The following is an 18269-nucleotide window of genomic DNA, read 5'->3' on the forward strand; positions in this document are numbered from 1 at the left end:
GGAAAGAACCGGACGCTTCACGTGATTGGGCGGACGGCGGGTGTGATCAGGCGGACGACACGCGTGACTGGATGGACGACACGCGTGATTGAGCGGACGTCACGGCTGTGACGCGGGCAACATACTGACCAACTGAACATTTTGGTCAGTATGTTCGGAAGCATGACCGAGAGTGAAGCGGGACGGGTACTCGTCGTCGGAATGGGTGTCAGCGGGATCGCGACGGCGGCGCGGTTGCGCAAGGCCGGCTGGCGGCCAGTGCTGATCGAGAAGGCGCCGGAAAGGCGGTCCGGCGGGTACTTCGTCGCGCTGTTCGGCGCCGGGCAGGCGGCCGCGCGAAGGCTCGGCATGGTCGGCGCCATCCACGACCGGGCCTCACTGGCGCAGGGCCTCGACCTCGCCCGTGACGGTTCGAGCCGTCCGGGGATGTCGTACGCCGACCTGCCCGGCAAGCCCTGGATGATGCTGCGGAGTGACGTCGAGAAGGCCGCCTTCGCCGTTCTCCCCGACGATGTGGAGATCCGGTACTCGACCGTCCCCGCCGCCATCGAGCAGGACGCCGACGGTGTCGACGTCACCTTGCTCGACACCGCTTCGAACACCGCGACGACCGAACGTTTCGACCTCGTCGTCGGCGCGGACGGGCTGCGATCCACGGTGCGGTCGCTGGTGTTCGGGCCGCACGAGAAGTACTTGCGGCGGATGGGCTACATGGTCGCGGCCTTCCAATACACCGGCACGCCCGCCGGTCTCGCCCCCGGCCAGGGCGCCACGCTGCTCGAACCGGACCGCTCGATGTGGGTCTTCGCGTTCTCCGACCACGACCCGACGATCATGCTGACCTATCGCACCGACGACGTCGACGCCGAGTTCACCCGGCCACCCGCGGAACGCGTGCGCGCGGCGTTCGGCCCGCGGCCGCTGGGAAAGGTGCTCGGTGACGTCGTCGGCGCGCTGGAGTCCGCCGAAGACGTTCTGTTCGACTCCGTCGAGCAGGTGCGCCTGGACCGGTGGCACCAGGGACGCGTCGTCCTGATGGGTGACGCCGCCTGGTGCGTCACGCTCTACGCCGGCATGGGTGTCTCGTCCGGGCTCACCGGAGCCGACCTGCTCGGCGGCATGCTGGAACGGCACCCCGGTGACCTCGGCGCCGCCCTCTCCGCATGGGAACGAGCACTGCGGCCGTACGTCGACCACTATCAGGACGGCGCGTTCGCCGACCGGAAGATCTTCGTCGTGGACAACCGGGCGCAGCTGCTGCTCCGGCGCGCGGTGCCGGTGCTGAGCCGCTTCAAGCTCGGCAAACGCCTGACCGACCGGATCATGCGGCTCGACGAGATCGCGCTGTACAAGAATGCGGATATCGTCGGCGCGATACCGGAGAGGACCACTGTTGGCGGATCTGCCTGAACACGGCTCGCCCAAGGCGGCGCGCATCCTGGCGGCGGCGGGCGAACTGCTCCTGAGCCGGGGCAGCAAGGGCGTCACCATCGCGGAGGTCGCCACCAAGGCCCACGTCGGCAAGGGCACCGTCTACCTGTACTGGAAGACCAAGGAAGACCTGCTGCTCGGCCTGATCAGCCGCGATTTCATCGCGCTCGCCGACGAGGTCGTCGCGGCGGTCACCGCGGACCCCGAGCTGGCCCGGCCGTCGCGGCTCGGCCCGAACATGCTGGAGGTCGCGGCGCGGCATCCGTACGTCAACGCGCTGCAGACCGGCGACGACGTCCTGCTCGGCGTCCTCGCCGACGACCCCCGGTCGGCGACCCTGCTCGAAACGCTGGGGGCGGGCGCGTTCCTGCACCACATCCTGCCCATCTGGCGGCGGCACGACCTCGCCAGGGACGACTGGGACGTGGCCGATCAGGCCTTCGCGTTGCAGGCCCTCCTCGCGGGTTTCCTGACGTCGGCCCCTTCTCTCCGGGGCAGGCTGCCGGTCGACGATCCCGCGCGAGTGTTCGCCGCGTCGATCACCGCGCTCCTCGGCCCCGAGCGGGCCACGCCGGAGCAGGTGAAGCTGGCGGCGGAAGAGGGCATCCGCTCGCTGGAGGGCGGACGTTCCGTCGCGCTGGGCATCATTTCCGGCTGACCGCGGGACAGCTTCTGCCGTTAAAACAATCAGGCGTGCTTGATTTTTCCGTCGCCGGGTGCCAGCCTGAGGGGGACGCGAGGAGGCGGGCATGGCTGACCTTGGCGTGATCCTTGGGGATCTCGCGGCGGAATCGCAGGCCATCGACGACGTGGTGGCGGAGCTGCCCGCGTCGGACTGGGCGAGGAAGACCCCGGCCGAAGGCTGGACGATCGCCCATCAGATCGCTCATCTGGCCTGGACGGACAAGAAGGCGCTGATCGCGGCGCGCGGATCCGAGGCCGAGTGGCAGGCCGAGATCGAAGGGCTCCTCGCGACGGGCGAGTCCTACGTCGACGACGGCGCGACAGAGGGCGCGAAGACGCCGCCGCGTGAGCTGCTGGCGGAGTGGCGCGCCGGCCGCGCCGAACTCGCCGAAGCCCTCGCCGCGGTGCCCGACGGGGAGAAGATCCCCTGGTACGGCCCGCCGATGAGCGCCGCGTCGATGGTGACGGCGCGTCTCATGGAGACCTGGGCACACGGTCAGGACATCTACGACGCGCTCGGCATCGAGCGGGAGAACACGGCCAGGATCTGGCATATCGCCCGGTTCGGCACCCGCACCCGCGACTTCGCCTACAAGCTCAACTCTCTCGCGCCGCCCACCGAAGAGTTCCGCGTCGAGCTGACCGCGCCCGACGGCACCACCTGGGCGTTCGGACCCGAGGACGCCGCGCAGCGGCTCACCGGGAGCGCGGTCGACTTCTGTCTCGTGATCACCCAGCGCCGTCACCCCGCGGACACCGACCTGGTCGCCACGGGCAAGGACGTCGAGGAATGGCTCGGGATCGCGCAGGCCTTCGCCGGGCCTCCCGGTGCCGGACGGAAGCCGGGGCAGTTCGCGTGACCCCGGCCCCGATCAGGATCGGCAACGCGTCCGGGTTCTACGGCGACCGGTTCTCCGCGGTCCACGAGATGCTCACCGGCGGCCCGCTCGACGTGCTGACCGGCGACTACCTGGCCGAGCTGACCATGCTCATCCTCGGCCGGGACCGGATGAAGGACCCGAACCGCGGCTACGCCAAGACCTTCCTGCGCCAGATGGAACAGAATCTCGCGCTGGCCAAGGAAAAGGGCGTCAAGGTCGTCGCCAACGCCGGTGGGCTCAACCCCGCCGGGCTCGCGGACGCGCTCCGCGAACTCGCCGCGAGACTCGGCGTCGACATAGCGATCGCGCACGTCGAGGGCGACGACCTCATCCAGCGCGCGGAAGAGCTCGGCTTCGGCAAGACCCTGACCGCGAACGCCTACCTCGGCGCGTGGGGGATCGCGGAATGCCTGGACGCGGGCGCCGACATCGTGGTGACCGGGCGTGTCACCGACGCCTCGGTGATCGTCGGCCCGGCCGCCGCGCACTTCGGCTGGGCCCGCGACGACTACGACGCGCTGGCGGGCGCGGTCGCGGCCGGGCACGTGATCGAATGCGGCACACAGGCCACCGGCGGAAACTACGCCTTCTTCACCGAGCACGAGATCGGCGTCCCGGGGTTCCCGATCGCCGAGATCTCCGCCGACGGCTCCAGCGTGATCACCAAACACCCCGGCACCGGCGGTGTTGTGAACACCGGAACCGTTACGGCGCAACTGCTCTACGAGATCACCGGCGCCCGGTACGCCGGGCCGGACGTCACGGCGCGGTTCGACACGCTGACGCTCACCGAGGACGGCCCGGACCGCGTCCGGATCAGCGGAGTCACCGGAGAACCGCCGCCTCCGACCCTGAAGGTCTGCCTGAACGGGCTCGGCGGTTTCCGCAACGAGACGACGTTCGTCCTCACCGGACTGGACATCGAGGCGAAAGCCGCACTGGTCAAGGAACAACTCGAAGGCGCGCTCAAGGCCAAGCCGCCGGCGGACGTCCAGTGGACCTTGGCCCGCACCGATCATCCCGACGCCGAGACCGAGCAGCAGGCGAGCGCGCTGCTGCACGTCGCGGTGAAGGACGCCGATCCGGAGGTCGCGGGGCGCGCGTTCAGCGGTGCGGCGATCGAACTCGCGCTGGCGAGCTACCCGGGCTTCCACGTCACCGCGCCGCCCGCGGCCGCCTCGCCCTACGGCGTGTACCGGCCCGCCTTCGTCGGCGCGCACGAGGTGCCGCACGTGGCCGTCCTGCCGGACGGAACGCGCCGTGACATCGCGCCCGCCGCCGAAACGCTGCCACTGTCCGATGCGGACGAAGATCGGCTGCCCGCGCCGTTCACCCAGGCGAAGGTCCGCCGCGCGCCGCTCGGCAGGGTGGCCGGCGCCCGCAGCGGCGACAAGGGCGGCAACGCGAACGTCGGCGTCTGGGCGCGCTCCGACGAGGCGTGGCGCTGGCTCGCGCACCGGCTCACCGTCACCGAGTTCAAACTGCTGCTCCCGGAGACCGCGGACCTCGAGGTCCGGCGGCATCTCCTGCCGAACCTGCGGGCGATCAACTTCGTCGTCGAAGGCATCCTCGGCGAGGGTGTCGCGTCGCAGGCGCGGTTCGACCCGCAGGCGAAGGCACTCGGGGAATGGCTGCGCTCCCGCGAGATCGACATCCCGGAGGCACTCCTGTGACCGACCCCTTCTCCACGCCGGAACGCGCCGAACTGCGCAAGACCGTGCGGCGGTTCGCCGAAACCGAGATCCTTCCCCACCTCGAAGACTGGGAACGCGAGGGCGAACTACCCCGAGACCTGCACCGCAAGGCCGGGGAGCTCGGGCTGCTCGGTGTCGGCTTCCCCGAAGAGGTCGGCGGCGGGGGAGGCGACTACCTCGACGCGGTGGTCATCGCCGAGGAACTGCACTACGCGGGCGGGTCCGGCGGGCTGTTCGCCTCGCTGTTCACCTGTGGCATCGCCGTCCCGCATATCGCGGCGGCCGGCGATCCGGTACAGGTCGAACGCTGGGTCCGGCCGACGCTGGAAGGCCACAAGATCGGCTCGCTCGCGGTCACCGAACCCGACGGCGGCTCCGACGTCGCCGGGATCCGCACCACGGCGGTGCGCGAGGGCGACGAGTACGTCATCAACGGGGCCAAGACCTTCATCACCTCGGGTTGCCGCGCCGACTTCGTGACCACCGTGGTCCGCACCGGTGAGGCGGGCGCCCACGGGATCTCGCTCATCGTCGTCGAACGCGGCACGCCGGGATTCACCGTCTCCCGCAAGCTGGAGAAGATGGGCTGGCTGTGCTCGGACACCGCCGAGCTGTCCTATGTGGACGTCCGCGTGCCCGCCGAAAACCTGATCGGCGCCGAGAACAGCGGGTTCGCTCAGGTCGCCACGCAGTTCGTCACCGAGCGGGTCTCGCTGGCGGTGCAGGGCTACGCGCACGCTCAGCGGGCGCTCGACCTGACGCTGGACTGGTGCCGCCTGCGCGAGACCTTCGGCCGTCCGCTGATCTCCCGCCAGCTGGTGCAGCACAAACTCACCGAGATGGCCCGCAAGATCGACGTGGCCCGTACCTACACCCGGCAGGTCGCCCAGCGGCACGTCGCGGGCGAAGAGGTCATCGCCGAAGCCTGTTTCGCGAAGAACACCGCCGTCGAGACCGCCGAATGGGTGGTCAACGAGGCCGTGCAGCTGCACGGCGGACTCGGCTACATGCGGGAGTCCGAAGTGGAGCGTCACTACCGTGACGTGCGCATCCTCGGCATCGGCGGCGGGACCAACGAGATCCTCACCGGCTTGGCCGCGAAGCGATTGGGATACACCGCATGAGCACGATCAGGTCTACTGTGGACACGCGGAGCGAAGAGTTCGCCGCCAACCGCGAGTCCATGCTCGGCAAACTCGCCGAGATCGACGGCGAGCACGCCAAGGCGATCGCGGGCGGCGGCGAGAAGTACGTCGCCCGGCACCGCAAACGCGGCAAGCTGCTGGCCCGCGAGCGCATCGAGCTCCTCCTCGACGAGGATTCGCCGTTCCTGGAGCTGTCGCCGCTGGCGGCCTGGGGTTCGGACTACCAGGTCGGCGCCAGCGTGATCACCGGCATCGGCGTCGTCGAAGGCGTCGAGTGCATGATCTCGGCGAGCGACCCGACGGTCAAAGGCGGGGCGAGCAACCCATGGACGGCCAAGAAGAGCTACCGCGCCGCGGACATCGCCGCGCAGAACCGCCTGCCGGTGATCAACCTCGTCGAGTCCGGCGGGGCGGATCTGCCGACGCAGAAGGAGATCTTCATCCCCGGCGGCCGGATCTTCCGCGACCTCACGCGGTCTTCGGCGGCGAAGGTGCCCACGATCGCGCTGGTGTTCGGCAACTCGACCGCGGGCGGCGCGTACCTGCCCGGCATGTCGGACTACGTCGTGATGGTCAAGGAGCGGGCGAAGGTGTTCCTCGGAGGACCGCCGCTGGTCAAGATGGCGACCGGCGAGGAGTCCGACGACGAATCGCTCGGCGGCGCCGAGATGCACGCCCGTACCTCGGGACTCGCCGACTACCTCGCGGCCGACGAAGAGGACGCGATCCGCCTCGGCCGCAGCATCGTCAAACGGCTCAACTGGACCAAACAGGGCCCGACGCCCAAGCCGGATTACGCGGAACCGTTGTACTCCGCCGAAGACCTGCTCGGCATCGTGCCCACCGATCTCAAGGTGCCGTTCGATCCGCGCGAGGTGATCGCCAGGGTCGCCGACGGTTCGGACTTCGACGAGTTCAAACCCTTGTACGGCAGCAGCCTCGCCACCGGCTGGGCGAGTATCCACGGCTACCCGGTCGGCATCCTCGCCAACGCCCAGGGCGTACTGTTCGGCGAGGAATCCCAGAAGGCCGCGCAGTTCATCCAACTGGCCAACCAGATCGACACGCCGCTGGTCTTCCTGCACAACACCACCGGCTACATGGTCGGCAAGGAATACGAGCAGAGCGGCATCATCAAACACGGCGCGATGATGATCAACGCCGTATCGAACTCGAAGGTGCCGCATCTGTCGGTGCTCATGGGCGCCTCGTACGGCGCCGGGCACTACGGAATGTGCGGCCGTGCCTACGATCCTCGGTTCCTGTTCGCCTGGCCGAGCGCGAAATCCGCGGTGATGGGGCCGCAGCAGCTGGCGGGCGTGCTGTCCATCGTGGCCCGTGCCGCCGCCGCGTCGCGCAGGCAGGAGTACAACGAGGAGCACGACGCCGCCATGCGCGCCATGGTGGAGGGCCAGATCGAGGCCGAGTCGATGCCGATGTTCCTCTCCGGGATGCTCTACGACGACGGGATCATCGATCCCCGCGACACCCGTACGGTGCTCGGGCTCAGCCTGTCCGTGATCCACAATGGACCAGTGAAGGGCGCCGAGGGCTTCGGCGTCTTCAGGATGTGAGCGGCATGATCGAGAAACTTCTGGTCGCCAACCGCGGTGAGATCGCCCGCCGCGTGTTCCGCACCTGCCGCGACGCCGGGATCGGCACGGTCGCGGTGTTCTCCGACGCGGACGCCGACGCGCCGCACACCGCCGAGGCGGACGTCGCCGTCCGCCTGCCGGGCAACGCGCCCGCCGACACGTACCTGCGTGCCGAACTGCTGATCAAGGCCGCCGTCGAGACCGGCGCCGACGCGATCCACCCCGGCTACGGTTTCCTGTCCGAGAACGCCGCGTTCGCCCATGCCGTGATCGACGCCGGGCTGACCTGGGTCGGCCCGCCGCCGGAAGCCATCGAGAGCATGGGCTCCAAGGTCGAGTCCAAGCGGATGATGGCCGAAGCCGGTGTCCCCATCCTGTCCGAATTGGACCCGGCCGAGGTCACCGAGGCCGACCTTCCCTTGCTGGTCAAGGCGTCCGCCGGGGGTGGCGGACGCGGGATGCGCGTCGTGCGCACGCTCGGCGAACTCGCGGAAGCCGTCGAAGGCGCGAGCGCTGAGGCCGCGTCGGCGTTCGGCGACCCGACCGTGTTCTGCGAGCGGTACCTGGAGACCGGCCGCCACATCGAGGTCCAGGTGCTCGCCGACACCCACGGCACGGTGTGGGCGGTGGGGGAGCGCGAATGTTCGATCCAGCGCCGCCACCAGAAGGTCGTAGAAGAAGCGCCGTCGCCGTTCGTCGACGAAGCCATGCGGGAAGCGTTGTTCGACGCCGCGCGCAAGGCCGCGCAGGCGATCGACTACGTCGGCGCCGGAACGGTCGAGTTCCTCGCCGGTCCGGACGGGCGGTTCTACTTCCTGGAGATGAACACCCGGCTCCAGGTGGAACATCCGGTCACCGAGGCCACGACCGGGCTCGACCTCGTTTCGCTGCAGTTGCGGATCGCGGAGGGCGAGCACCTCCCGATCGACGAGCCGGAGACGCGCGGTCACGCGATCGAGGTCCGGCTCTACGCCGAGGACCCGGCCGCGGGCTGGCAGCCGCAGAGCGGCACCTTGCACCGGTTCGAGCTTCCCGCGGCACAACGGGAATTCGAGGTCGGTCCGGGTGTCCGGCTGGACTCCGGGTTCGTCAGCGGACAGACCGTCGGCGTGCACTACGACCCGATGCTCGCCAAGGTCATCGCGTTCGCCCCGGATCGCCGGAGCGCGGCACGGGCACTGGCCGGGGCGTTGGCCGGTGCGGAGATCCACGGCGTGGTGACCAACCGCGACCTGCTGGTGAACGTGTTGCGCCATGAGGCTTTCCTCGCCGGAGAGACCGATACGGCGTTCTTCGACCGGCATGGACTCGAAACCCTGGCCCGCCCGCTGGCCACTGTGGACACTTTACGGATTTCCGCGCTGGCCGCCGCTTTGGCGGGCGCGGCCGCGAACCGTTCGGAAGCGCGGGTGCAGAGCCGGCTGCCGAGCGGCTGGCGCAACGTGCGCTCGCAAGGGCAGCGCAAACGTTTTCGTCATGGCGACGACGAGATCGAGGTCGGCTACGACCTCGGCCGGGACGGTCTGCGCGCCGACGGTTTCGAGGGTGTCGAACTGGTTTCCGCCGAAAGCGGCGCCGTCGTCCTGGAAGTCGCCGGGGTGCGGCGCAAGTTCACCGTCGCCCGATACGGCGACACGGTGTACGTCGATTCGCCGGAAGGCGCCGTCGAACTGGGCGTGGTGCCGAGGTACACCGATCCCGACGCTGCGCTCGCCGCCGGATCGCTCGTGGCGCCGATGCCGGGCACGGTGGTCCGGCTCGCGGTCGAGGCGGGCGACACCGTCAAGACCGGCGATCCGTTGCTGTGGCTCGAAGCGATGAAGATGGAACACCGGATCGCGGCACCGGCCGACGGCGTCGTGACGGAACTCCCGGTGGTGGTCGGACAACAGGTCGAAGTGGGCACGATCCTCGCGGTGGTAGGAGAGAACGAATGAACGCGATGAACTTCACCGAGCCCGAGGAGCGCGTCGCGCTGCGGGCCGCGGTCGCCGAACTCGGCAAGAAGTACGGGCACGAGTACTACGCGAAACAGGCCCGTGCCGGGCTCAAGACCGACGAGCTGTGGGCCGAGGCCGGACGGCTCGGCTACCTCGGCGTGAACCTGCCCGAGGAATACGGCGGCGGGGGAGCGGGGATCGCGGATCTCGCCGCGGTGCTCGAAGAACTGGCCGCGGCGGGCTGCCCGCTGCTGCTCATGGTCGTCTCGCCGGCGATCTGCGGCACGGTCATCTCGCGGTTCGGCACCGAGGAGCAGAAGAAGCGCTGGCTGCCCGGGATCGCCGACGGCAGCGGCCGGATGGTCTTCGCGATCACCGAACCGGACGCCGGGTCGAACTCGCACAAGATCACCACCACCGCGAAACGCGACGCCGACGGCTGGGTCCTCAGCGGACGGAAGGTCTACATCTCCGGTGTCGACGAGGCGGACGCCGTCCTGGTCGTCGGCCGCACCGAGGACGCGAAGACCGGCAAGCTCAAGCCCGCGCTGTTCACCGTCCCGACCGACGCGCCCGGCTTCGAGTACAAGCAGATCGACATGGACATCGTCTCGCCGGAGAAGCAGTTCGGCCTGTTCCTCGACGACGTCCACCTGCCCGCCGACGCGCTGGTCGGCGAGGAGGACGCGGCGATCGCGCAGCTGTTCGCCGGGCTCAACCCCGAACGCATCATGGGCGCGTCGTTCTCGCTCGGTATCGCGCGCTACGCGCTGGGCAAGGCCGTCGGCTACGCCAACGAGCGCAAGGTGTGGGGCGCGCCGATCGGCACCCACCAGGGCCTCGCGCATCCGCTGGCCGAGATCAAGATCGAACTGGAACTGGCCAAGCTCATGACGCAGAAGGCCGCGTCGCTCTACGACTCCGGCGACGACTTCGGCGCGGGCGAGTCGGCGAACATGGCGAAGTACGCCGCCGCCGAGGTCGCCATCCGCGCGGTCGACCAGGCCGTGCAGACCCACGGCGGCAACGGCCTCGCCAGCGAATACGGACTGGGCACGCTGGTCACGGCCGTCCGGCTGGGCCGGATCGCGCCGGTGAGCCGCGAGATGGTGCTCAACTTCGTCGGCCAGCACAGCCTCGGCCTGCCCCGCTCCTACTGAGAGGCCAGCCCCATGAGCACTCTCCACGGCAAGACGATCATCGTCTCCGGCGGCAGCCGCGGGATCGGCGAGGCGATCGCGGTCCGCGCCGCCCGCGACGGAGCGAACATCGCCCTGCTCGCGAAGACCGCCGAGCCGCATCCGAAGCTGCCCGGCACGCTCTACACCGCCGCCAAGGCGATCGAGGACGCCGGCGGGCAGGCGTTGCCGATCGTCGGCGACGTCCGGGACGACACGTCGGTCGAGGCCGCGATCGCGCGGACCGCGGAGCAGTTCGGCGGGATCGACATCGTGCTCAACAACGCCAGCGCGATCGACCTGACCCCGACCGAAGCGGTCAGCATGAAGCGTTACGACCTGATGCAGGACGTCAACGCGCGTGGGTCGTTCCTGCTGTCGAAACTCGCCATCCCGTACCTGAAGCTCGCGGAGAACCCGCATATCCTCACACTGTCGCCGCCGATCAGCCTCGACGAGAAGTGGTTCCAGGCCGGGCATCTCGCCTACAGCATCGCGAAGTACTCGATGAGCCTGGTGACCGTCGGGCTCGCCGCGGAACTGCGGCGGTACGGGATCGCGGCGAACTCGCTGTGGCCGCGGACGACGATCGACACCGCGGCGATCCGCAACGTCGTCGGCGCGGAACTGGCGGCCAAGTCGCGGACGCCGGAGATCATGGCGGACGCGGCGCACGCGATCCTCACCAAACCGAGCCGCGAAGCGTCCGGGCATTTCTACATCGACGACGAGGTGCTCGCCGCCGAAGGGGTCACGGACTTCTCGAAGTACCGCATCGGCGAGCGGGAGGAAGACCTGCAGCTCGATTTCTGGGTCGAGAGCCGCACCCCGTGATTCGCGAACCACAGCAGGAGCGCAGCCGCACGACCCGGCGGCGGCTGGTCGAGGCCGCCGTCGAGACGATCGGGGAGCTGGGCTGGAACGGGACCACCGTCGCGCTGATCGCCGAACGCGCCGGGGTCTCGCGCGGTGCCGCCCAGCACCACTTCCCGACCAGGGAGGATCTGGTCGCGGCCGCGGTCGAGCATGTCGGTGCGATCCAGATCGTGGAACTGCGTGCCCGCGCGGCGGAGCTGCCGTCGGGGCGGTCTCGGATCGAGCGGGCCGTCGACATGGTGCTCAACCTCTACAGCGGGCCGCTGTTCCGTGCCGCGCTCCACCTGTGGGTCGCGGCGTCGACCGACGAGTCGCTGCGCGCGACCCTGGTACCGCTGGAGGCGCGGGTCGGGCGGGAAGCGCACCGGGTGACCGTCGAGCTGCTCGGCGTCGACGAGTCCCACAAGGGCGTTCGCGAGCTGGTCCAGGCCACTCTCGATCTTGCCCGCGGCCTGGGGCTGGCGAACCTGCTGACCGACGACACGAAGCGGCGCAAGCAGATCGTCGCCCAGTGGGCACGGGTACTGGAGCCGCCCCTGGCGTCGGCGAAGATCTCACGGAACCAAGAAGTCACCGACAACGTCTGAGATCTTGTTAACACTGATGGAGCAGCGATCGATAACACGGTGTGAGTGCTGCTGATTCAGGTGGCTGATCGAGAGAGGTCCAGTCCGGTGTCCGGTTCAGAGGTCGAACTGTCCCATCGCGCGATGGCGATGCTGCGAGCGGTCGCGGCGCGCCGTGCCCAGATGTCGTGCAGCTGCGAGCCGGATCTCTTCATCGACGGGTTCGCCTGCTGCGATCAGATGACCGCGCACGCGCTGGCCCGCGGCGGGTACATCCGCCCCGGCGAGTCCACCGGTCCCGCCGCGGTCACCGGCCGGGTGCCCGCCGAGCTGACCGAGGCGGGCGAAGCCGCCATCGCGGTCACCGCGGCCGCCTGACCCTTCACCGCATCGTCTGTCCGCAGTGGACGACGACCGTTTACAACCACCTCCCGCCTTCCTAGGATCCTCCCCGGGATGAGGCCGTCGCCGTCGAGCGGCGGACCGGGTAGGGAGGTGCCGATGGCACGCACGGCTCGCCATGACGGCGGCGGGGACGCCCTGAGCGAGTTGATGCGGAAAGCCGGCGCGGCACCCCGCCGCCGGGGTCCGCGCGGGCCGAAGCACCGGGCCCCGGACGCGGCTTCCGGGAGCGGGAGGATCCGGCGGATCTCTGCGCTGTCGGCGGGCGGTGTCTTCGTCGGCGGACTGCTGGCCGTGCTGCTCACTCCCGGCGAACAGGCCGCGGTCGTCCCGGGGATCCCGCTCCCGCCGCCGTCGCTGACCATCGCTCCGCAGGCCGTCGAGGTCCCGGACGACGCGGCGGCTTCGCCCGTCCCGTCGGGACCTTCGGGCGGCAGCGTCGCCCCTCCGCCGCCGATGACCGCGTCGATGCACGGCTCGGAGACACCGTCCCCGACACCCACGCCGCCCGCGCCGCCGGAGGAACGGCCGGATCCGCGCGCCGGTCACCACGAGTGGTACTACGACTGGAATCACGGCGGATATCCCGGTGGTGGCCGGTGGCCGCAGTGGGGCCGATAGCGCCGATCGGGTGATCGGCGGCGTCGCACATCGTCGAACAAGAATCACGATTCACTCCTGATCTCGTCCGTTCGTGTCTGGTGTCCTTTTTCCGGTGTCCCGCCCTCGGCCGCGTACCTACGATGGTCCGCACTTTCCATTCCATCCGGGGCAGGCTAGGGGCTGAACAGGAAAAATGAATGTGGACGGACATTCTCCCGCGGTGCAGCTCGCCCGGAGAATGCTGCTCAACCGCGAGACGGGGAATCCGTCCCGCCCGCAGCCGGTGACGCTGCTGCTCGGGCCCGTCGGTTCGGGCAAGACCACGGCGCTGGAAGCGATCCGCCGTGACCTCGGCTGGGGTGTCGTGCACGCCGGATTCGATTTCGGGCAAGGCGGCCGGGCGGGCACGATAGACGTGCTCACGAAACTGGCCTATACGTTGTCGGGGAAATGGCGAAATCGGCCGAAACCGCAGTTCGTTCGATTCACGATCGCGTTGATCGCAGTCCAAGCCGAGCTTTCCGGTCGAAATCGCGACGAAGACCTCGCGCAACTGAAGTCGCTGCTCGGCAGTCTCGACCGGGTCATCTGGACGTCGGCGATGGACAGCACGCTCGACACGCTGACCGAGACGGCGAAGGCGACCGGTCTCGTCGAGCCCCCGTACGCGGACTTGTTCCGCCAGACGTTCCCGCATCTGGTCCGGAACATCCGGCCGAGGCTCGGTAAGGCGCTGCGGTCGTTGGCGGACTTCCCCCACGCCGAGGGGAGATCCCCGTTCGACGCGCTGCTCGAACTCAACCGCCTCGCGCACGGCAGCGCCCGCGACGCCAAGGCGGTCACCGAATGGCTGATGGCGGCGTTCCTCGGCGACGTCCGGGAGAACCATCCGCGGATGGCGAAGCCGGAGGAGAAGAGCCCGTGCACCTGTGACATCTCGCCGCAGCGCAGGCATTGGCACAACTGGGTGGTGGTGCTCGACGACGTCGACCACGCCGGCGGGACCGAGTTCCTCGCCGACCTGATCGCCGCGCGGGAACGGTACGCCGTCCAGCATCCGAACGACCGCGAGGCCCACGACGCGCTGCTGGTCATCGCCACCAGCGGGCGGTGGCACGACGACTGGGGGACCGCCTGGCTGGCACCGTGGAAACCCGCGTCCGGCGCTCCGCCCGCCGTCCGGCCGATCGTGGACTGCGAGGAGGCTTCGTACGACGACTGGGCGAATCCGGGCAACGGCGCGCTCGACTCGCCCTACTACCCGGTCCGGATCTCACCGCAGTCGATCGGGCGGATCGCGCGGATCCTCGATTCCGGCGCGCGGACGCCGAAGGTCACGCTCGCGCACCGCGCGACCGGTGGACTGCCGTCGGCGGTCGAGCAGCTCGCGGGGCGGTTGCGGGCCACCGACGCGCGCGAAGGCGGCCGTGACCTGCTCACCACCGATCCCCGTGGCGAACAGGATCCCTGCTACCGCAGGCTGACCGAGCTCGCCTTGACCGAACACCTCGACGACGTCCACGTCGACGACTTCGTGACCGCGGCCCCGTTCGCGACCGCGCCCTGGCTGATCCCGGACGCCGCGCAGAGCCGGATCGACCAGCCGCACGTCGGGCGGATCCTGACCGAACTGCGCACCTCGTTGTGGGTGACGGCGAAGAACTCGCCCGGTTCGACGACCGACCAAGCGGCGCTGCATCCGTGGATCGCCGCGAACCTGGTGTCCGCGCTAGCCCGGCGGGGTGACGGCGACGGGCCGACCTACACCGACCAGTTCAAGGCCCTGCGCGACGATCCCGACACCGCGCAGGATCCGGTGCGCCTGGCCTACTGCAACCTCGCGCTGGGCGACATCGGCGAGGTGGTCACCTTCTTCGAACGCGAGTTCAACCGGATCCCGCACGCGGAGTGGATCGCCAAACTCGAGCTGGTCCTGAACGCGCCGGACGATCTGCCGCCCGAACGGGATCACGCGGAGCTGTACGAAGAACTCGTCAACCTGGACAACGCGCGCCGCCCGAACGACCGGTCCGAGATCCGGAACAACGTCGCCCGGCTCATCGCGGCGGGCTGGCTGACCGCCAACCCCTTCGCCGTCCGCGGGCAGGACCAGCACCAGGTGATCGCGAACGCCTTCGCCGCGCTGGCCACCACCTCGCATCAGCCCGACGTCGGCGCGCTCGTGTCGGCCAAGGAAGCCGCCCGTCGCGGCGAATTCCCCTGATCCGGAACGGAACCCTGTGATGTCCTGGCTCGATTCGCTGAGAACACGCATGTCCGCGGCCCGTGACGGCGCGGCCTCGGGTCCGCCGGTACGGCCCCGAGGCTGGGCACGCCGTCATCGGGTGCTGCTGATCGTGGCCGTGGTCGTGCTGCTGGCCGCCGTGCCGGCGCTGACCAGACCGTGGGAGGTCTGCGGCGCCGGACTGCGGGCGGTGGACGCGGACGAGGAGTCGGTCGGCTCGTCGCACGTCTGCGTCGGGCTGAACCTCGACTCCGGCCCGATGCGGGAAGACGACCCGCTCGACCCGCTGGAGAAGCTCATCAAGAGCCGCAACGAGCTGGCGGGGGACAACTTCAAGACCATCGTGGTGCTGGAGAACCTCGCGCCCGATCCGAAGGTCGACAGCCAGCCGTTCCCGTTCGTGCGGCGGGAGGTCCAGGGCGCGATCACCGCCGCGTGGCCGAAGAACGGGCCGCCGGGGATCAAGCTCCTGCTGGCCAACTACGGGAGCAACGCCGACCACTGGCGCGTCGTCGCCGAGGAGATCGTCGCCGCGGCCGCCGCCCAGCGCATCGTGGCGGTCACCGACGTCGGCACCAGCTCGGAGAACAGCCGGGCACTCGTGGCCGAACTGTCCCGGCACGGGATCGCCACGATCGGCGCGACCGTCACCGCGGACAACATGAACACCGACCCGCAGGGCGTGCGGATCGACAACTTCTTCCGCGTCGGCCCGACCAACACCGACGAGGCCCGCGCCGCGGCCGGATACATCGCCGCGCACGGTTTCCGGCGCGTGATGATGATCCAGGGGGTCAGCAAGGAGGACACCTACGCGACCACCCTGGCCGAGGCCTTCCAGAACTCGTCGAAGGTGCCGGTCGTCTTCACGAAGACCTACGACGTCAAACCGCTCGCCGACACTTCGCGCGAGGCGTACCTGCGCGGGCTGTTCAGCAGATGGCACAACGACATCTGCGGCGCGAAACCCGATCTGATCTACTTCGCCGGCCGCGGGCTCGACCTCGGCGCCCTCGTGGCGGCGCTGGCGGGCGACGGTGCCTGCGAGGGGCTCGACACGGTGACCGTGATGACCGGGGACGACGCGAGCACGCTCGCCGGGAAACCCTTGGAACTGAACAAGGACATCAGCGTCCGGCTCCGCTACACGGCGCTCGCGTATCCCGACCAGTGGGACATGTTCACCGCCGATCCGGCGTATCCCACGTACAAGAAGAACTACGACAACTTCGTCGCGGAATTCACCGGTACCCACGGTTTTCCCAAGGCGGAACTGTGGGACGGCGCCGCGATGATCGAACACGACGCGGTCGCGGCGGCCGTCGAAGCGGCCGTGCAGAACGTTTCGGCGGATCCGGTCTCGGTGTCGAACGTGTTGCGCAGCATCGACTGCAACTCCCCGGTGCCCGGTGCGACCGGCTTCATCGCGTTCGACCAGGCGACGGGGAACCAGCTCGACAAGGCGTTGCCGATCCTGTCGATCGATCCGGACGGTTCGGTGCATCCGGTCGATCTGGTGTGGTCGCGCGGGCGGCCGCTGAACACGGCGCCGGACTGCGGGGGCTGAGGGGTGGCCCGGGCCGGGAGGTTGCGAAAGCCACTTTCGCAACCTTCGACGTTGCGAAAGTGGCTTTCGCAACGTTGGCGCGGGTGTGTGCGGCCGGCCGGTCGTGACGGGGGCCTGGGCGTCGTCGAGGCATGTCGCGAAAGCCACTTTCGCGACGTCTGATGTCTCGAAAGTGGCTTTCGCGACATGGTCACCGGGCCCGAGGTGCCGAAGCTGTGAAGGCCTCCTTCCCTACGCTCAAGGTAGGGAAGGAGGCCTTCACGGACTGACACCGGTGGGGAACGGAAGTCAGCCGGTGTAACCCGCCACGATCTTGGTGTAGTCGTACTTGCCTTGGGCGATTCCCGCGCAGTTGTTGCAATCGCGGTTCACCGCCCAGAACGACAGCCGCGCGAGATGTTTGCTCGCCGCGTAGTCGCGGATCGCGCGGAAGTCGGCGACGCTGACGGTTTCGCCCGCCACGTCGGTCTTCCCGTTCATCGACGAAAGCCCGCTGCGCCGGTAGGCCGCGTCGTCGCTCAGGCCGAAAGCGGACTTCACGACGTTCTTCAGCCCGTCCACGGCACTGCGGGTCTTGCCCGCCATGTCACCGCCGCTGGAGAAGTCGAACGGCATGACCGACCACGCGTCGACCCCCGCGCCGAGCTCCTTCGACCGGTTGATCAGCCGCTTGCCGTGCGCGTTGGGGCCACCGACCTCGGTCGGGATGGTGATGACCACGCGTAGGCCGGGGTTCTTCTGTTTCGTGATCTTGACGGCGTTCAGGATCCGGTCCTGGACGGTGTAGTTCTCGAACTCGTCGGTGTTCTCCACATCGAGGTCGATCGCCTTGAGTTTGTAGGCGTCGATGACCTTCTGGTATGCGCCGGCGAGCGCCGCGGGAGTGGAGCATTTCGGGCCGAGCTTCGTGCCCGACCAGCCGCCGAACGACGGGATGACGTCGCCGCCCTTGGCGCGGATGTTGTTGATCATCGTGGCGTCGGAGCCGGTGAGGGAACGGTTGCCGTCCCATTTCGGGTTGCAGCCGCCGTCGGAGAGGATGAACGCGAGCGTGAAGGCCTTCACGCCGGTGGCGTTCATCGCGGCGATCGGATCCGTCTGTCCCGACCACTGGTACAGATAGGGCGAGGCGAGCACCGGGTCCGGGGCCGCCGAGGCGACGGGGGCGAGGCCGGCGGCCGTGGCGAGAGCGGCGCCGACGGTGGTGGCCAGTGTCGCCCAGCGTCGTAAGGATTTCATCGGTCCTCCAACTGGTACGCGCGCGGCGAGGCGCGCAGGTGTGGAGCACCTCCGTCTTGACGCGGCGTATCAACCTGGAGTGTGCGCTATCCCACGGTGGACTAGACCAATGAGGACTGTCAAGAATTCACCGGAACACCCACCGGAAACGACCGACCTTAGTAGGGGGGTCATGACCCGGAAAGCGGATCGACACCACCACGATTACCGGCTAGTTTGCCGA

General features: G+C 69.1%; 15 protein-coding genes. 14 read left to right on the forward strand and 1 reads right to left on the reverse strand.

All coding sequences use genetic code 11. From position 1 onward, the window contains the following. Positions 1-162 precede the first annotated feature (162 nt). The 14 genes from ACZ1DY_RS16885 to ACZ1DY_RS16950 all read left to right on the forward strand — a co-directional run bounded on the left by ACZ1DY_RS16885 (position 163) and on the right by ACZ1DY_RS16950 (position 16807). A complete protein-coding gene (locus ACZ1DY_RS16885) occupies positions 163-1410 on the forward strand; it encodes an FAD-dependent monooxygenase (RefSeq protein WP_465484898.1) in 1248 nt (415 codons plus the stop codon). Then, positions 1394-2089, forward strand: a complete 696-nt coding sequence (locus ACZ1DY_RS16890; RefSeq protein ID WP_465484899.1) for a TetR/AcrR family transcriptional regulator — start codon at positions 1394-1396, stop codon at positions 2087-2089. The genes ACZ1DY_RS16885 and ACZ1DY_RS16890 overlap by 17 nt, the downstream gene beginning before the upstream one ends. 91 nt (positions 2090-2180) lie before the next feature. After that, on the forward strand, positions 2181-2975 hold the full coding sequence (locus tag ACZ1DY_RS16895; RefSeq protein WP_465484900.1) for a TIGR03084 family metal-binding protein: 795 nt from the start codon (positions 2181-2183) through the stop codon (positions 2973-2975). After that, on the forward strand, positions 2972-4669 hold the full coding sequence (locus ACZ1DY_RS16900; protein WP_465484901.1) for an acyclic terpene utilization AtuA family protein: 1698 nt from the start codon (positions 2972-2974) through the stop codon (positions 4667-4669). The genes ACZ1DY_RS16895 and ACZ1DY_RS16900 overlap by 4 nt, the downstream gene beginning before the upstream one ends. Next, complete coding sequence (locus tag ACZ1DY_RS16905) at positions 4666-5814, forward strand: acyl-CoA dehydrogenase family protein (protein WP_465484902.1); 1149 nt, start codon at positions 4666-4668, stop codon at positions 5812-5814. Before ACZ1DY_RS16900 ends, ACZ1DY_RS16905 begins: the two co-directional genes overlap by 4 nt. Further along, positions 5811-7409 (forward strand): acyl-CoA carboxylase subunit beta, encoded by a 1599-nt coding sequence (locus tag ACZ1DY_RS16910; RefSeq protein ID WP_465484903.1) that lies wholly within the window; start codon positions 5811-5813, stop codon positions 7407-7409. The genes ACZ1DY_RS16905 and ACZ1DY_RS16910 overlap by 4 nt, the downstream gene beginning before the upstream one ends. Positions 7410-7414: 5 nt before the next feature. Beyond that, positions 7415-9367 (forward strand): ATP-binding protein, encoded by a 1953-nt coding sequence (locus ACZ1DY_RS16915; RefSeq protein WP_465484904.1) that lies wholly within the window; start codon positions 7415-7417, stop codon positions 9365-9367. Continuing rightward, a complete protein-coding gene (locus ACZ1DY_RS16920; protein ID WP_465484905.1) occupies positions 9364-10530 on the forward strand; it encodes an acyl-CoA dehydrogenase family protein in 1167 nt (388 codons plus the stop codon). Before ACZ1DY_RS16915 ends, ACZ1DY_RS16920 begins: the two co-directional genes overlap by 4 nt. 12 nt (positions 10531-10542) lie before the next feature. After that, positions 10543-11382, forward strand: coding sequence for an SDR family oxidoreductase (locus ACZ1DY_RS16925; RefSeq protein WP_257487669.1), 840 nt, complete (start codon positions 10543-10545; stop codon positions 11380-11382). Then, positions 11379-12011 carry a TetR/AcrR family transcriptional regulator gene (locus tag ACZ1DY_RS16930; RefSeq protein ID WP_465484906.1) on the forward strand — a complete coding sequence of 211 codons (633 nt, stop codon included), beginning with the start codon at positions 11379-11381 and terminating at the stop codon, positions 12009-12011. The genes ACZ1DY_RS16925 and ACZ1DY_RS16930 overlap by 4 nt, the downstream gene beginning before the upstream one ends. An 87-nt stretch (positions 12012-12098) precedes the next feature. Further along, complete coding sequence (locus ACZ1DY_RS16935) at positions 12099-12368, forward strand: hypothetical protein (protein ID WP_126731876.1); 270 nt, start codon at positions 12099-12101, stop codon at positions 12366-12368. Positions 12369-12491: 123 nt separating this feature from the next. After that, entirely contained in the window at positions 12492-13013 is a 522-nt protein-coding gene (locus tag ACZ1DY_RS16940) for a hypothetical protein (RefSeq protein ID WP_257487668.1), read from the forward strand. 175 nt (positions 13014-13188) lie between these two features. After that, a complete protein-coding gene (locus tag ACZ1DY_RS16945; RefSeq protein WP_465484907.1) occupies positions 13189-15219 on the forward strand; it encodes a hypothetical protein in 2031 nt (676 codons plus the stop codon). Positions 15220-15238: 19 nt separating this feature from the next. Next, a complete protein-coding gene (locus ACZ1DY_RS16950) occupies positions 15239-16807 on the forward strand; it encodes a type 1 periplasmic-binding domain-containing protein (RefSeq protein ID WP_257487666.1) in 1569 nt (522 codons plus the stop codon). Between the two features lie 288 nt (positions 16808-17095). Here ACZ1DY_RS16950 and ACZ1DY_RS16955 read toward each other — a convergent pair whose 3' ends face one another. Further along, positions 17096-18046: a chitinase gene (locus ACZ1DY_RS16955; protein ID WP_257487665.1), complete on the reverse strand. Its 951-nt coding sequence runs from the start codon at positions 18044-18046 to the stop codon at positions 17096-17098. Positions 18047-18269 lie beyond the last annotated feature (223 nt).

This window comes from Amycolatopsis sp. PSD-21 (genome assembly GCF_055561455.1).

Bases quoted from the DNA above. Each gene is read 5' to 3' on its own strand.
- ACZ1DY_RS16955 (WP_257487665.1), bottom strand. From the start codon at position 18,046: ATGAAATCCTTACGACGCTGGGCGACACTGGCCACCACCGTCGGCGCC.
- ACZ1DY_RS16885 (WP_465484898.1), top strand. From the start codon at position 163: ATGACCGAGAGTGAAGCGGGACGGGTACTCGTCGTCGGAATGGGTGTC.
- ACZ1DY_RS16925 (WP_257487669.1), top strand. From the start codon at position 10,543: ATGAGCACTCTCCACGGCAAGACGATCATCGTCTCCGGCGGCAGCCGC.
- ACZ1DY_RS16920 (WP_465484905.1), top strand. From the start codon at position 9,364: ATGAACGCGATGAACTTCACCGAGCCCGAGGAGCGCGTCGCGCTGCGG.
- ACZ1DY_RS16910 (WP_465484903.1), top strand. From the start codon at position 5,811: ATGAGCACGATCAGGTCTACTGTGGACACGCGGAGCGAAGAGTTCGCC.
- ACZ1DY_RS16945 (WP_465484907.1), top strand. From the start codon at position 13,189: ATGAATGTGGACGGACATTCTCCCGCGGTGCAGCTCGCCCGGAGAATG.
- ACZ1DY_RS16895 (WP_465484900.1), top strand. From the start codon at position 2,181: ATGGCTGACCTTGGCGTGATCCTTGGGGATCTCGCGGCGGAATCGCAG.
- ACZ1DY_RS16950 (WP_257487666.1), top strand. From the start codon at position 15,239: ATGTCCTGGCTCGATTCGCTGAGAACACGCATGTCCGCGGCCCGTGAC.
- ACZ1DY_RS16940 (WP_257487668.1), top strand. From the start codon at position 12,492: ATGGCACGCACGGCTCGCCATGACGGCGGCGGGGACGCCCTGAGCGAG.
- ACZ1DY_RS16915 (WP_465484904.1), top strand. From the start codon at position 7,415: ATGATCGAGAAACTTCTGGTCGCCAACCGCGGTGAGATCGCCCGCCGC.